We start from the raw sequence: 15,587 nt of genomic DNA, 5'->3' as shown, positions 1-15,587 counted from the left end.
GTCAAAACAAGGCCTCAGACCTATTTATTATTATTTAATACTTTTCAGTTTATGTATCATTTCCACAGGATCAGAATCTGCAAATACTGCGTTACCTGCCACGAGCACATCGGCTCCGGCATCTATTAACTGTTTTCCTGTTTGCAAATTCACCCCACCATCGACCTCGATCAATATCTGCAAATTTCGCTTTAATATCATTTCTTTCAAACGGGAAACTTTAGTCAGGGAATGCTCAATAAATTTTTGTCCGCCGAATCCCGGATTCACTGTCATAAGAAGTATCATATCCACATCCTGTAATATATCTTCGAGCAGAGAAACGGGTGTGTGCGGATTCAATGTCACTCCGGCTTTCATACCTGCTTCGTGTATAGCCGCAACCGTGCGATGCAGATGGGTACAAGCCTCGTAATGGACATTCATCATATATGCCCCGGCATCTTTTACCTGAGAGATGTATTTATCGGGATTGACAATCATCAGATGAACATCCAGCGGTTTCTTTGCAATTGTACTGATTTGCTTTATTACCGGGAAACCGAACGAGATATTAGGCACGAAGCTTCCATCCATTACATCGCAATGAAACCAATCGGCTTCGCTATTGTTTATCATCTCCACATCTGCCTGAAGATTCAGGAAATTAGCGGAAAGAAGAGAGGGTGCTATCTTATGAGACATGTCTACGAATTATAAGTTATGAATTATGAGTGTAAATATAGTAAAAAAAGGGACGGGACGGTATAGAAAAGGCCGAATTTGAGATTCAGCCTTACATCATGCTTTTTTAATAAAAAAGCACAAACCGTTAATAGCCTGTACTTTATTTATTTTATCTGTTTTCAATTAATACAAAGTCCGTTTATAGTATCCGGTAATGATTTGTCTATATAGTGGACCCGTGCAAACTGTTTAAGAAAGTCCAGTGTTTTTTCAGAAGGTGCGACAACCTTCTCTTCATTTTTATCAAAACGTTGACATTGTTCAGGTGTAAAGATTTTCTTCATAGGCGATTTCCGTTTTTAGAGTTCTATTATTGAAACGCCCATCCAATACTCTTATTGCCTGCAATCTCATTTTTAACATTTTACGATTAATCAGCTCATCCTGTTTTTGTAGTCCTCATAACCGAACTCGCGATAGATTTCCAGTTGGTTATACTTATTCCAAAGCGCGATAGCCGGATGTGAGATACCGTTAAACATCGTTGTTTTCACAGTAGTATAATGTATCATATCTTCAAAAATAATCCTGTCACCGACCAAAAGTGGTTCATCAAATGACCATTCCCCCACAAAATCACCGCTAAGACAGCTGCTCCCTCCCATACGGTAAGTAGGCAGACCCTTCACCGGCTCATGATACGCCCCCCTGATATACGGCTTATACGGCATTTCGAGACAGTCGGGCATGTGGCATGCAAAAGACACATCGAGTATGGCTGTTTTAATCCCTCCATTATCTACAATATCCACCACTGTGGAGACCAATATCCCTGTCTGCCACACAAAAGCGCTTCCGGGCTCCATCGTAATTTCAAGGTTCGGATATTTTGCTTTAAAAGACAGTAACAAATTTATAAGGTGTTCCACATTGTAGTCTTCACGGGTCATCAGATGACCTCCGCCCATATTGAGCCATTTTATTTTTGGGAGAAAGTGTCCGAATTTCTTCTCTACCTGTTCCAGCGTTTTTTCCAAATCGTAGGAAGACGATTCACACAACGTATGAAAATGCAGGCCTTCCACCCCTTCGGGTAATTCATTTCCAAAATGACCGGCAGGCACTCCAAGGCGAGAATCCGGAGTCGCCGGATTGTACAGGTCTGTTTCCACTACCGAATATTCGGGGTTGATGCGGATACCACACGAAACTTTCTTTCTATGCTTCAGTGTTTCCGGATAGAAACGTTCGTACTGAGACAAAGAATTGAATGTAATGTGGCTGCTGTACCGCATGAATACAGGAAAGTTGTCCGGGGTATAGGCCGGAGAGAATGTATGGGCAAGACTACCCATTTCCTCATATGCCAATTGTGCTTCAAATACCGAACTCGCCGTTGAATAAGGAACATATTCGCGGATGATGGGAAAAGATTTCCACATGGCAAACGCCTTGAATGCCAGTATTATATTTACTCCCGCCCGTTCTTTTACCGATTTGATAAGCGAAAGGTTCTTCCTGAGCAATTCTTCTTCCATGACAAAACATGGAGATGGGACTTTATGTATTTCTATCATGTAATTATTGATCTATATTTTTTCGCTTGCAAAGGTCGCTATTTTTATTGAATAGTGGAGGGGGGACGGTCATAAATTATGTATAAGTCATACCAACTCTTATTTTCTTCTGGAATTTCTTTCCTAAATATTTGGAAAATTAATTTCTAAATAATTACTTTGCAATTCAAAGTTCTTTTTATGAAAAACAAGATAATAGTTTCAATACTGTGCTTCTGCATATTTGCAGGTTTAAAACTGGCATATCCGCGAATGGATACCGGCAACATACTGTTCCTGCTTGGCCCCACAAATAAAGCCATAGAACTGATATCCGGATCGGATGCCATTTATGATAGCGTTTCGGGATATTTTCATCCACAGATAAATATGGTAATCAATAAGTCATGTTCGGGATATAACTTTCTGTTGATAAGCTTCCTTATGATTTCCTTTTTATTTGTAAAAACCGGGATTGTAAAAAAATGGCTTGTCATTCCCGTATCTTTTCTTTTAGCCTATACGATTACACTTATAGCCAATATATCCCGGATAACAGGATATATGCTGATAATGAATATCGGGACTTATTCCTCTTCCGGCTTTCCGGATAAATTACTGCATCAGGTAGAAGGTATTTTTGTCTACCTCTCCTTCCTCATATTCGCTTATTTACTACTTAACCACATAATAAACAAAATACAACACAATCATGAGAAAGCTGCTCAATCCTAAATGGATATTCCTTATCAACACTTTACCTGTCGCCCTGATACTATTTCTGGAATGGGGCGAATTCCAGATAATAAAAAGCCTGCTGGAATATCCGGCGCTCGCTCGCTGGAAAACATTTGCGCTTGTACTCCTTATACTTGCATTACTGAATGCTGCCTATGCTATCGTACAGACGGTACGCAAAAAACGGATAGATATGGTCTACTGCATTGTATCATTCGTTGCTTTTCTCTGTTTCATATACATATATTATTACAATTACGATGATCTGGTGCCGTCCGGTATTCCCGACTGGATGATATCGGGGAACCTGCCTATGTATGCAGGAGCTTTCCTTATGCCTACACTTATTCATGCCTTATTTGCTTTGGCTCTTTTACTTACTCCGCATGCAAGAAAACAAAAAGCATCGATAAATATTGTAGTGGCCATAAGCATTCCATTTTTTACTTATGTTTTTGCTACAATGGTATTGCCACTGTGGGACGGAATGAGATTCGGGAGTGAACACCTCTACCTTGTGTCTGCAATTCTGGCAACTACCGTTTTTCTGTTCTTTATCATTCGTTTCATATATATACTTATATCCCGCCGGAATATCTTTAAAGAATATGAACTGGCATGGAAAATTCCGGTTGCTATTATTTTTCCGATATTGGGTTTGTATATCAACAAGGAATTCGATAACCTTTTCGGGAATTTCTCCGATCCGTGGTTTTATATTACCGCAGTCACAAACGGTTTGCTTATCTGCATACCGGCACCGGAGAACAGGCAGCCAAGATTATGGCTCTATACCGGACGCTGTATCACATTTATGTATACGCTTTACTTCTTCCTTGTCATGCTCCCGTTCCTGCCGTTATCGGTTTTTGCCATTATCATATTCGGAGGAGGATTCCTAATGCTCACTCCTCTTATCCTATTCCCAATACATCTGAATGATATTGTAAAGGATTTTAATAATCTGAAACGAAGCTATAAGAAACCATTGTTATATACCATTACAATCATAAGTATTTCCACTCTGCCAATAGCAATAACAGTCACTTATAAATATGACAGGTCTGTCCTACATACCACACTTGAATATCTATATAGTCCCGACTACACAAAAGAATATAAACTAAACGGAAAATCAGTAGAACGGATACTGGAAGCTACGGATACTCACGACCGAAGGGGCAGCACCATATTCTACTCTTCTACACCATATCTGTCCGGCTATTACAAATGGCTTGTGCTGGACAATCTAACTCTTCCGGAAAGTAAAAGGAAGCTTATCTATAATTTATTTAACGGTTCAAAAATAAATAATTACAGAGACAGGAACGCAAGGAGCAATACTACACGGGATACTACCGAAATAAAAATAACAGATATCAGGCATAGCAGTAAATATGACAGTGCTCAAAAAGCCTGGGTAAGCTGGATAGATTTGTCCATTCACAACAAAAGCGCCCCTCTTTGGAATGCCGAATATATAACAAAAATCGATTTACCTGCAGGATGCTGGATCAGCGATTATTATCTCTATATAGGAGATGTAAAGGAACCCGGAATACTGGCCGAGAAAAAAGCTGCCACATGGGTATTTAATCAGATAAGGAACGTAAACAGAGACCCGGGACTGCTTCGCTACCTGTCGGGAAACAGCGTGGAGTTTAAGGTGTTTCCATTCCAAACAGACGAGACCAGATATACAGGGATCGAATTCATACACAAAGAGCCTGTCACTATCGATATAGACAACAACCTGATAACGCTGGGCGACACCATAACGCAGATGCATGGCAATTGGAATACCGGCTTGAATGGAGTAGTATATATATCGGGGCAAGAAAAACAAAAACTGGAAACAGTACTGCGTAAGCCTTATTACCATTTCATTGCAGATATGTCTGCAAATGTGGGTAACTATGAAATAGCGGGACAATCCCTTCCGGAAGAAAAAAGATCTGACAGTGAAAAAGCAGGAAAGTACATTGACCAAATACACAAATTGCTGGACCGTAACCTGATTGACAGAAATAATGCGAAGATATCGTTCACAAACACTTATATAAAAACCTTTTCGTTGAAAGATGAATGGCAGGAAGAATTGAAAAAGCAAAAATCCGAAGGTGGATTTTTCCTCGACAGGGCTGTAAAGAAAATACTTTTCGATTCATATACCCATCCTCAAACGACATACCCCGTCATAGTTGTACTGAGTGATAATATTCAGGAGGCTGTTCTTTATAATGATTTTGCCGGCATGGAGTTTACTTATCCGGAAGGTGACAGGTTCTATTCGTTGCAAAACGACAGCATAAAAGGACATTCTTTTTCGAAAGGTATAAAAGTAACAGAGAGTATTGTCGACTCCATCCCGCTGAAAACCGTAAAAGTATGGCCAAGCCTGAGTAACCCGCTTGTATATTTGCCTAATGACGACAAAGCCTCTGTTATATTAAATACAAAAGATAAAACTCTGGCAGTCAATCAGGATGCGATAAATAAAAAGAGTTGGGAAACGGGTTTGCTGATGCAGGCGCAGTGGATGCTTCAGACATTACACCCCGAAACCGCAGAAAAAGAGTGGCTTAGCCTCCTGCAAAACAGCTTCGAATCGGGGATAATGAGTCCGCCCACATCCTACATTGTTGTGGAAAACGACGCACAGAAGGCTATACTGAAAAAGAAACAGGAAGAGGTAATGTCGGGACACAGGGCACTCGACCTGAATGACGAGACACAGCCGATGTCAGAACCTGATTTATTCATATTAATGGTTTTGTCCGGACTATTTTATCTCTGGTATCGAAGGCGTAAAGCGAAAATACCTGAATAAAGATTTAATATGTTTCTTTTCATAAAAACTTTATCTGCATAATAAAACAACTGCGAGTTCTTTGAAATATTGAAAGAGGTGAAAGATTACTTCATATCGAAAATAATTTTATACTCCTGTCCTTTCACTGTTGAGAAACAAATCTTATTCTTTCCCATTTGCTCGAAATCAACGCGATTTCCAGCGTTATCCATAACCTTGGCAATGTGTATATCAGGATAATACAGGACGCATCTGTTTCCCGAACCGGAATAGACAGAACATTCTACCGGCTTGGCATTTTTCCAAACAAGACGGAGTGTAAAATTACCTTCTGTTTTCAATCCGTCTATACTTCCGGCAGGCCATGCAGAAGGTAAAGCAGCTAACAACCGGATAAAACCCATATTGCTTTGAATAAGCATTTCTGACATGCCGGCAGTAGCTCCAAAATTTCCATCGATCTGGAATGGCGGATGTGCATCGAGCAAGTTTTCATATACACCTCCGTCCTGATTATTCATACTCACAATGGTGATATCTGTTAGATTTAGAGCTGATTTCAGTAATTTATAAGCGTGATCGCCATCAAAAAGACGAGCCCAACAGGATATCTTCCAGGCGCGGCTCCATCCCATACCTTCATCACCTCTGGAAGTCAGTGTTATTTTTGCGGCATCTGCATACAAACTATCCTTATGATAAGAAATTTGATTACCGGGATATAAACCAATCAGATGGGAAAGATGCCGGTGCTGATTACTCTGATTATCCAGGCCCTCTGTATCCGTTTTCCATTCTTTTATTTGTCCCCGGCTACCAATTTCAAGACCATTATCCAGGTGGGCAAATTTGTCTTTAAGCTCAGCGGTAAATACTGGATCTGCGTCAACTACCGTTATGGCTTTCAAGGTTTGATTGAATAATTCCCAAATCAATTGTTGAGCATAAGCCACACCGTCCTGCCAAGGTCCTTGTTCCGGCGACCATTCATCGGGGGCTATAAGCTTACCTGTATTTGGATCTTCTTGCAGGCGGTCGAACCAATACTCACAAGTGGCTTTCATTATAGGAAAAGCCGTTTTGCTGAGATAAATTATATCGTTTGTATAGGCATAATGTTGCCACAAGTGCATGCAATACCAGGCATTGGCAGGACGGTTGATATTCCAATCCGTATATGCAAAAATGTTGCATTGGGTTTTGAGAGCCCAGCCCCGGTTACCTTCACTGGCAGCCAGATTGCGGAAAGAGCCGTTTTCTCGCAAGGCTTCAGTATTTATGTAATTAATAAAAGGGAGATGGCATTCCGATAAATTGGTACTTTCGGCAGGCCAGTAATTCATCTGTATATTGATGTTGGTATGAATATCGCATTCCCAGGGAGGCATATTGTTATTGTTCCAGATACCTTGCAGGTTGTTGGGTAAATTCATACCCCGTGACGAAGCAAGCATGAGATAACGGCCATATTGAAAATAAAGCATATCGAGATACAGATTATCTGTATGCAAGCCAACAAGTTTGTCTGTGGTCATATCAGGCATAGGAACGTCAAGAGAAAATTTCACCCGGTCAAACAGAGGTTTATAGTCGGTCAGATGCGCATGTTTCAATTCGGCATATGACTTTGTACTTAAATTCGAGATACGTTTGGATAACCTCTCATGTAGCTGTTGCGGAGATTCCCCTAAATAGTCATTGGAAGTGATAGTGTAATTCGTAGCTGCCGTAAGCAATATAGTTACAGCATCAGCGTTAGAAACAGTTATCCTGTTGTTGTCTGATATCAGCACGCCACCTTCGTTCAATATACAGGCCTGCGCTTCGTAAGACAGAATATCGAATTTTCCCCTGAATGTTATGAAATTAGAAGAGACTGACTGAATGACATTATGCTCAGTTTCCATACAAACAGAGAGAGTTACCTTGCCTTTTTTCTTTGGAGTGCTTATACGTATGATGATCATGCTATCGGGACTGCTGGCGAAATATTCTCTTACATACCGCACATCGTCAATATCATAGCTGACTTTACCTATAGCATTATCGAGACTGAGTTCCCGGCGGTAATTGGTCACTTCATCATGTTCAGGAAAATCTATATACAGATCGCCAAAGCTCTGATAAGCGCCTCGCGAGGAGGTACTGCCTTTCCACAAAGTTTTTTCGTTGAACTGTATATGCTCATGTTCGATACCGCCAAAAAACATGGCTCCTAATTCTCCGTTGCCAATAGGTAATGCAGAGGTCATCCACACAGTGGCCGGCCTGTCGTAATGCAGTAGCATGGGTGGTTGAACGACATTGGGGGAAATCGAGTCAGCCTTTATATGACTGCCGCAGGTACACAAAAGCAACAAAGCTATCATTGCAACAATTTTATTTGAAAACAATCTAAAGCGTTCATTTTTCTTCATCTAATTATCAACATTAGGATTCTTTTATCATATTACATTATCTCTCGGATGCAGACACATACAAAGATATATTTTTTTCACTATCCAAAACTGCTTGGAAAGAATTGTCAGGATAAAGAGTGACTTTTTGAAAAACACTTTATCTATACTATAAGCTGATAGTTGTTAGCTTATAGTTCTTTGAAGTATTGAAGGAGCCCCCTCAATTGGCTCCGCCGAACGTTATTTCCCCAAGGGGGACTTACAGAGAGGGAAAAAAGGAACAGATAAAAAATAGTGGGAAAAGTGTAACTTTTGTAACTTTTTTGATATAGTTACGAGTTACTTCGCCCTACGGGCAGTTACAAGTTACGAGTAGACAAGATACGAGATACAAGATACGGGTTGTTAACTGCTGACTGTTTACTGTTAACTGAAATAAGTGTTACCTTTGTTACCTTTTAATAGTTACAAGTTACTGCGCCCTTCGGGCAGTTACGAGTTACGTGTAGACAAGATACGAGATACAAAATACGAGTTGTTTACTGTTTACTGATATCCCTGTTACCTTTGTTACTTTTTAATTATACATAGTTAAAATATGTGAATAAAAAAGATGTATTTATCTTTTCTTTTAATCGTTAAAATCATTTTTTCGTATATTTGACATACAAACGAAACTACAAACACATACATATTGAAGTATGAAAACAACTGTATTAAAACCGGCTATTTTAGCTGTTCTCGTATTAATGGCTTTCACCAGAACTATAGCTCAATCCACTTACACCGAAATTTATCCGAACACTAAGGTGGCAATTAGTAGCGAAAAACTGAATATCAGTCAGTACAGTTCCAGATTCAAAGGTTCTATATTGGATTACACGGAAACTAAAACTGACGGGACACAGATACAGGCAAAAGCATATAAGCGCAATTCCAATATCGAAATATTTGAAAGGCCTGCATACCCTGCTATCCACACTATTTATAAAGAATTTTATCCCAATGGGAATTTAAAGCAAAAGGGGGTATTATTGCCACTGCAGGTAAAAGTAGGTAAATGGATTGAATGTGATACCCGGGGCGGCTGTTCAATCATAGACCACGAAAGCGGACGAAATACTTTCGGATATAACGATGTATTAGAATATCTCGAATTTGAGGGCGTTTACAACAAAACCGATGGCAATATATGGAAATGTACCTTCTGGCACACTCTTGAAAGTAAGACATGGGGTGTAAGGGTTGATAAAAACGGACAGCAATACAAGATGTTTAACTTCGACAGCAGAGGGCAAGAGGAAGTGAAAGAGTTTGACCTGTCCGGTAATTCCAATACGGCCACATCTGTCGGCCCATTCGAACAAAATGAGGAGACGGATGGATTAAAAAACCGAACTAATCGCTAACTTTGCTGTTCTATAGGCTATAGAACACTCAGAATGAAAAGATACAACTTGCCCTATCCTTACAGGGAAACGGAAACAGTAATATTAGCGAACGGAGAATTCCCTATACATCCTATTGCTTTGGCAATATTGAATAATAGCAAATATCTTGTTTGCTGCGACGGCGCTATTAATAATCTGGAAAAGACTAATTTAATACCGGATGCTATTGTTGGCGACTGCGATTCGCTATCGGAGGATAGCTTATCAAAATTTGCAGATATTATACACCGCATCACCGAACAGGAAACAAACGACCTGACAAAAGCGGTACAATTCTGTATAAAACAGGGAAAGCGAAATATTACTATTCTGGGAGCCACTGGCAAAAGAGAAGACCATACAATAGCAAATATCAGCCTGCTATGCGAATATATGAAAGATGCCGATGTGGAAATGGTCACAGATTACGGGATATTTGTCGCTATTGACTCTGACTCTGTATTTGAAAGCGAAAAGAAGCAACAGGTTTCACTTTTCTCTATAGACAAAACGCCTATTACCACACACAATCTTGCATATGCGGTAAATAATCACATATTTACAAATTGGTGGCAGGCAACACTGAATGAATGTACAGGCAATGAGTTTACGATAGAGACAAAAGGCAGGACCGTGGTATACCGGGCATTTTGACAGAAAACGTCAACCCATTTCCTTTGCCTTGTACGCCATGGCATAGAAACGGATCTGCTTTATCATCGAAACCAATCCATTGGAACGGGTGGGGCTCAGATTTTCTTTTAAACCGATCTTTTCTATAAAGTAAAGGTCTGCATTGATGATCTCATCGGGAGTCCTGTTTGATAAAACCTTAATTAGCAAAGCAATTATCCCTTTCACGATAACAGCATCGCTCTCTGCCTTGAATACAACCCTGCCATCGACATAATCGGCTTGCAGCCATACACGGCTCTGGCAGCCTACTATAAGATTGTCTTCGGTTTTCGATTTATCATCCAGCTTATCAAGGGAGTTACCCAGTTCTATGAGCAGCGCGTAACGATCCATCCAATCGTCGAACATGGAAAACTCTTCTATTATTTCGTCTTGTATCTCGTTTATTGTAGCCATTCTTATTTCTCCTTATAGATAACCTCCAGGACTGTCTGTCCGACAACTTCGAGTGTTTTTTTGCTGATGTTGCTCATATCGTCTTTCTGGGTATGCCACGAATGGAAGAACCCGTGTTCCGTATTTGGTCTGTAATCGATAATATCTATGCTCGGTATACGGCGAACCTCGTTCACAGGTACATGATCATCGGTAATACCTCCTATAGTATCACCTTTAAAAAACGCTCCGAAGTTTAGTTGGCCGGCAGTACTCCATACCTTCTCTACAATATTCTTTGCATGTATCCGGGAACCTTCTTCTTTGTAGAATGTAGCCTCGTCAGCTCCTACCATATCGAGTAAGATACCAAACTTAGCCTTATAATTCGGCACATGTGGATTCTTAGCCCAATATTGAGATCCCAGACACCATGTTTCACCATCTATTACAGACTTCTCAGCAAAGTGAGGTATCCCATAATCCTCCGCATCGAAGAAGATAATATCCACGCCTATCTCCGGCGATCGTGACTGTATTACACGGGCTATTTCCAGCAACACTCCCACTCCACTGGCGGCATCGTTTGCACCTAATACAGGTTTGTGGTAATTTTCGGGATTAGGGTCCTGATCTGAATAAGGGCGTGTATCCCAATGAGCAAAGAGCAAGACTCTGGTCTTCTTATCCAGTCTGTATGAGCCTATTATATTACGGCAATTCAGCTTTGTTCCATCATATGCAGTCAGCACCATCTTCTGCTCCTGTACATCTGCCCCGAAACGCTTCAGTTCGTTTACAAGATAATCACCGCAGGCGATATGCTGAGGGGTATTGGGTACACGAGGGCCGAAAGCGACTTGCTTATCTACAAAGTGATATGCACTATCAGCATTGAAATCGGGCGAAACTTTCTGGTATGCTTCCACTGGTCTTGATGTAGATGTCTTATTATTACATGCACAGGCTATCAGCGACAGCATAAGGCACACAGCGATAATATTCTTAAAGGTCATTTTATTTACAGTTAAAATATACAGTTGCAAAGATAAGAAATGATATGATATCCTTAAAGCCATTTTAATATTATCTGATTAAGGTCTTTACAAAAGGAGCCGCATTACTGCGGCTCCTTTTTATCGTTAAAATCCCTTAGGCATCAATCTTGGCATAAGTCGCGTTTTCTTCTATAAACTCGCGGCGAGGGGCTACATCTTCACCCATCAGCATGGAGAAAATATGATCTGCTTCGGCTGCATTCTCAATTGTTACCTGGCGCAAAGTACGATGGTCCGGATTCATTGTCGTATCCCAAAGCTGGATAGCATTCATCTCTCCGAGACCTTTGTAACGCTGTGTGTGAATTGAATTCTCATCGCCATCGCCATATTTATCGATAAAGGTACGGCGTTGCCTGTCATCCCAGCAGTATTCTTCCACTTTTCCTTTCTTACATAAGTAAAGCGGCGGAGTAGCGATGTACACATAGCCTTTCTCCAGTAAAGCTTTCATATGACGGAAGAAGAACGTAAGGATCAATGTAGCAATATGGCTACCGTCCACATCCGCATCGGTCATTATCACTACTTTATGGTAACGCAGCTTTTCCAGGTTCAATTCCTTCGAATCTTCTTCGGTTCCAATAGAAACGCCCAGCGCCGTATATATATTCTTGATCTCGTCGCTCTCCAGAACTTTATGAGGCATAGCTTTCTCAACGTTCAATATCTTACCGCGTAGAGGCAGAATAGCCTGAAATGCACGATCACGACCCTGCTTTGCAGTTCCCCCCGCAGAGTCCCCTTCGACAAGGAATATCTCGCAATTGGAAGCATCTTTACTGGAACAGTCGGCCAGTTTACCGGGAAGACCTCCACCTGTAAGCGGAGATTTACGTTGTACCATTTCACGGGCTTTACGTGCAGCAGCACGAGCCGTAGCGGCAAGTATGACCTTTTCAACTATGATCTTGGCTTCTTTCGGATGTTCTTCGAGGAAATGCCCTAAAGCTTCACCTACAGCCTGATCTACAGCTCCGATAACTTCATTGTTTCCGAGTTTCGTTTTGGTCTGTCCTTCAAATTGCGGCTCTGCCACTTTGATAGAAACTACAGCTGTAAGGCCCTCGCGGAAATCGTCTCCACTGATTTCTATTTTGACTTTTTCCAGCATCTTCATATCATCGGCATACTTCTTCAAAGTACGCGACAATGCACGGCGGAAACCTGTGAGGTGAGTACCTCCTTCGATAGTATGGATGTTATTCACATAGGAATAGACATTTTCATTGTAGGAAGTATTATAAGTCATCGCTACTTCTACAGGAACGCCTTGCTTCTCTGTCACAATGTGTATAACATCATCGATAAGAGCCTCTTTCGAAGCATCGATATAGCGTACGAATTCCTCCAGCCCTCTTTCGGAATAGAATACATCGGTGCGGAAAGTCCCGTCTTCTTTCTTCTGGCGCAAATCTGTCAACGAAAGACGGACTCCCGCATTCAGGAAAGCAAGCTCGCGAAGACGTGACGCCAGTGTATCATATTTATATTCGGTAACTGTAAATATTGTATCATCCGGTTTGAAAGTGATGGTCGTACCATTATCCTTTGTCTCGCCTATTCTTTCAACAGCAGTTAATGGTTTCCCACAAGAATACTCCTGCATATATATATTACCCTGCTTATGGATTTCGGCCCGCAAATGTGTAGAAAGGGCATTTACACAAGATACCCCGACCCCGTGAAGACCGCCCGATACTTTATATGTTCCTTTATCAAATTTACCTCCGGCATGCAATACGGTTAGCACAACTTCCAGAGCCGATTTCTTCTCTTTTTCCATGATATCCACGGGGATACCACGCCCATTATCCTTTACCGAAACAGAATTATCTTCGTAGATAGTAACTTTAATATCGTCACAATAACCGGCTAAGGCTTCGTCAATAGAGTTGTCAACAACTTCGTACACCAGATGATGCAAACCTTTCTCGCTGATATCCCCGATGTACATCGCAGGTCTTTTTCTTACAGCCTCCAGACCCTCAAGCACCTGAATATTCTGCGCCGAGTAAGACTCGCCTGCCATTTTTTGTTTCTCTGTCATATCTATATCTTGCTATTTTTTTAGATGAATTTCCACCTGTTGTTTTGCGTTCAAAAATCTAACAAATATACGAATTTTTATCGGGAAAAACAAGTAAAGCATCAGCCCTTTTATTATTCAAAATACAGTATAAAATATCAATCAGACATAAGGAAATATTTGATTCTCCGATTTTCTTACCTTCTTTGTAAAGGATAAATGAACCTTATAGATCCAACCTTATGAAAAACAAAATCCTTATATTCGGCATTCCCTACTTTTTAACAATGCAACCATTAAAAAAAGGTAAAATTAACTTACATTCACAACATATCGTTAAAAGGTAACAAAGGTAACAGATATACTAATGTACCAATTGCCTGATATGCCGATGAGCCAATTAACAATCGCCGAAGCGAAGGCGAGGCAATGGCGCGAAGCGACAAAACTTGTAACCCGTAACTGCCCGGAGGGCGCAGTAACTTGTAACTATTAAAAGGTAACAAAGGTAACACTTATTTCAGTTAACAGTAAACAGTCAGCAGTTAACAACCCGTATCTTGTTTCTCGTATCTTGTCTACTCGTAACTTGTAACTGCCCGTAGGGCGAAGTAACTCGTAACTATATCAAAAAAGTTACAAAAGTTACACTTTTTCCACTATTTTTTATCTGTACTTTTTTCCCTCTCTGTAAGTCCCCCTTGGGGAAACAACGTTCGGCGGAGCCAATTTAGGGGGCTCCTTCAATACTTCAAAGAACTATAAGCCAATAACTATCAGCTTATGGTATAGATAAAGTATTTTTCAAAAAGTCACTCTTTATACTGACAATCAACGCAAAAAAATGGAAGATATCGCAGGCCGATACCTCCTGACCACATTTTATATACAACTAAACATCAGCGGCATACAGATATCACCATCTCTTTACCACCCTATTGATCAGACTTTTTACATTTAGGACAAAATTCAATTCTTTATACTTCTTATCATCAATAAATCCATACTTATGCTTTATCCTATAATAGTCGGAGTAAAAATCGAAGTATGAAGAGGATATACCCCCCAATCTGAAATTAGAGATTACAATATCGACTTCTTCGAGGTCCACACCTTGACTGACGCATCTGCAAATAAAATCATAGTCAGCCAAGACTTTTACAGATAAGTCGAAAGCCCCGAATTTGTCATAGACGGTTTTTGACACAAAGAACGTAGAATGCGGCAGTACGCTCTCAGAGATGAAAGAAGCTCCACGTCGTTGAACATTAAATATCTTATCATCCTTCCAAACCCGTTCGATACCATATATCATGCTGTTTGACTTATTCACTTTACCATCAGTAAATTTTCCCCACATCGCTTCCAAAGCGTTATCTTCATACCAGTCATCAGAATTCGTAATGCCTATAAGCTCACCTTGTGCCAAAGCAATCCCCTTATTCATAGCATCATAGACACCCTTATCCGGCTCACTTAATATTCGCAAAGTGACACCTTTCTGCTCAAATGCAGGGATATAACTCTTTATCTTCTCCACTGTATTATCTTTGGAGACTCCATCTATAATTATGTATTCAAAATCAGAAAATGTTTGCCTGAGTAAGGCGTCAATTGTTCCATGAATCGTATTTTCCGAATTGTAAGTAGGTGTTATAATAGAAATCTTTGGCATATTTGTTTATTTAAAGAAACACAAAGATAAATATCTTTTTTTATTATCAGACAGTACCATCTTTATCTATATAATACTTAAAGAAGTTTCTGATTCTTTCATAGTCTTCCATATATGCATAGGAAAACCCGTATCCCAAACAAAAAAAAAGTC

The 15,587-nt window shown here is 40.3% G+C and carries 11 protein-coding genes; 4 read left to right on the top strand and 7 right to left on the bottom strand.

Translation table 11 applies throughout. The features are described from left to right. Positions 1–30: 30 nt before the first annotated feature. Together rpe and nspC are read right to left on the bottom strand one after the other, a co-directional pair. The gene (rpe, locus tag ACFO6W_RS05720) at positions 31–684 is read right to left on the bottom strand and encodes a ribulose-phosphate 3-epimerase (protein WP_379994419.1); all 654 of its coding nucleotides are present in this window, start codon (positions 682–684) and stop codon (positions 31–33) included. Between the two features lie 416 nt (positions 685–1,100). Then, the gene (gene nspC, locus ACFO6W_RS05715; protein WP_379994418.1) at positions 1,101–2,243 is read right to left on the bottom strand and encodes a carboxynorspermidine decarboxylase; all 1,143 of its coding nucleotides are present in this window, start codon (positions 2,241–2,243) and stop codon (positions 1,101–1,103) included. A gap of 180 nt (positions 2,244–2,423) precedes the next feature. Here nspC and xrtK point away from each other — a divergent pair, with 180 nt between their 5' ends. Together xrtK and ACFO6W_RS05705 are read left to right on the top strand one after the other, a co-directional pair. Next, the gene (xrtK, locus tag ACFO6W_RS05710) at positions 2,424–2,957 is read left to right on the top strand and encodes an exosortase K (protein WP_379994417.1); all 534 of its coding nucleotides are present in this window, start codon (positions 2,424–2,426) and stop codon (positions 2,955–2,957) included. Next, positions 2,935–5,790 carry an MSEP-CTERM sorting domain-containing protein gene (locus tag ACFO6W_RS05705; RefSeq protein ID WP_379994415.1) on the top strand — a complete coding sequence of 952 codons (2,856 nt, stop codon included), beginning with the start codon at positions 2,935–2,937 and terminating at the stop codon, positions 5,788–5,790. The genes xrtK and ACFO6W_RS05705 overlap by 23 nt, the downstream gene beginning before the upstream one ends. Positions 5,791–5,876: 86 nt before the next feature. Here the strand turns inward: ACFO6W_RS05705 and ACFO6W_RS05700 are convergent, their stop codons facing one another. Continuing rightward, positions 5,877–8,189 (bottom strand): glycoside hydrolase family 95 protein, encoded by a 2,313-nt coding sequence (locus ACFO6W_RS05700; RefSeq protein WP_379994414.1) that lies wholly within the window; start codon positions 8,187–8,189, stop codon positions 5,877–5,879. A 683-nt stretch (positions 8,190–8,872) separates the two neighbouring features. Between ACFO6W_RS05700 and ACFO6W_RS05695 the strand changes: the two genes are divergently transcribed. Then, the gene (locus ACFO6W_RS05695; protein ID WP_379994413.1) at positions 8,873–9,580 is read left to right on the top strand and encodes a hypothetical protein; all 708 of its coding nucleotides are present in this window, start codon (positions 8,873–8,875) and stop codon (positions 9,578–9,580) included. A 33-nt stretch (positions 9,581–9,613) separates the two neighbouring features. After that, a complete protein-coding gene (locus tag ACFO6W_RS05690) occupies positions 9,614–10,255 on the top strand; it encodes a thiamine diphosphokinase (protein WP_379994412.1) in 642 nt (213 codons plus the stop codon). A gap of 9 nt (positions 10,256–10,264) precedes the next feature. Here the strand turns inward: ACFO6W_RS05690 and ACFO6W_RS05685 are convergent, their stop codons facing one another. The 4 genes from ACFO6W_RS05685 to ACFO6W_RS05670 form a co-directional block, all read right to left on the bottom strand. Next, positions 10,265–10,693 (bottom strand): SufE family protein, encoded by a 429-nt coding sequence (locus ACFO6W_RS05685; protein ID WP_379994411.1) that lies wholly within the window; start codon positions 10,691–10,693, stop codon positions 10,265–10,267. 2 nt (positions 10,694–10,695) lie between these two features. Next, on the bottom strand, positions 10,696–11,688 hold the full coding sequence (locus tag ACFO6W_RS05680) for a M28 family peptidase (RefSeq protein WP_379994410.1): 993 nt from the start codon (positions 11,686–11,688) through the stop codon (positions 10,696–10,698). Between the two features lie 136 nt (positions 11,689–11,824). Continuing rightward, a complete protein-coding gene (gene gyrB, locus ACFO6W_RS05675; protein ID WP_379994409.1) occupies positions 11,825–13,780 on the bottom strand; it encodes a DNA topoisomerase (ATP-hydrolyzing) subunit B in 1,956 nt (651 codons plus the stop codon). Positions 13,781–14,675: 895 nt separating this feature from the next. Beyond that, positions 14,676–15,434 carry a glycosyltransferase family 2 protein gene (locus tag ACFO6W_RS05670; protein WP_379994408.1) on the bottom strand — a complete coding sequence of 253 codons (759 nt, stop codon included), beginning with the start codon at positions 15,432–15,434 and terminating at the stop codon, positions 14,676–14,678. Between the last annotated feature and the right edge of the window lie 153 nt (positions 15,435–15,587).

This window comes from Dysgonomonas termitidis (genome assembly GCF_042654545.1).
GTDB classification, from domain to species: Bacteria; Bacteroidota; Bacteroidia; order Bacteroidales; family Dysgonomonadaceae; genus Dysgonomonas; species Dysgonomonas termitidis.
The sequence above is the reverse complement of the archived record's forward strand: the minus strand, read 5'-3'. Positions and strand labels throughout refer to the sequence as shown.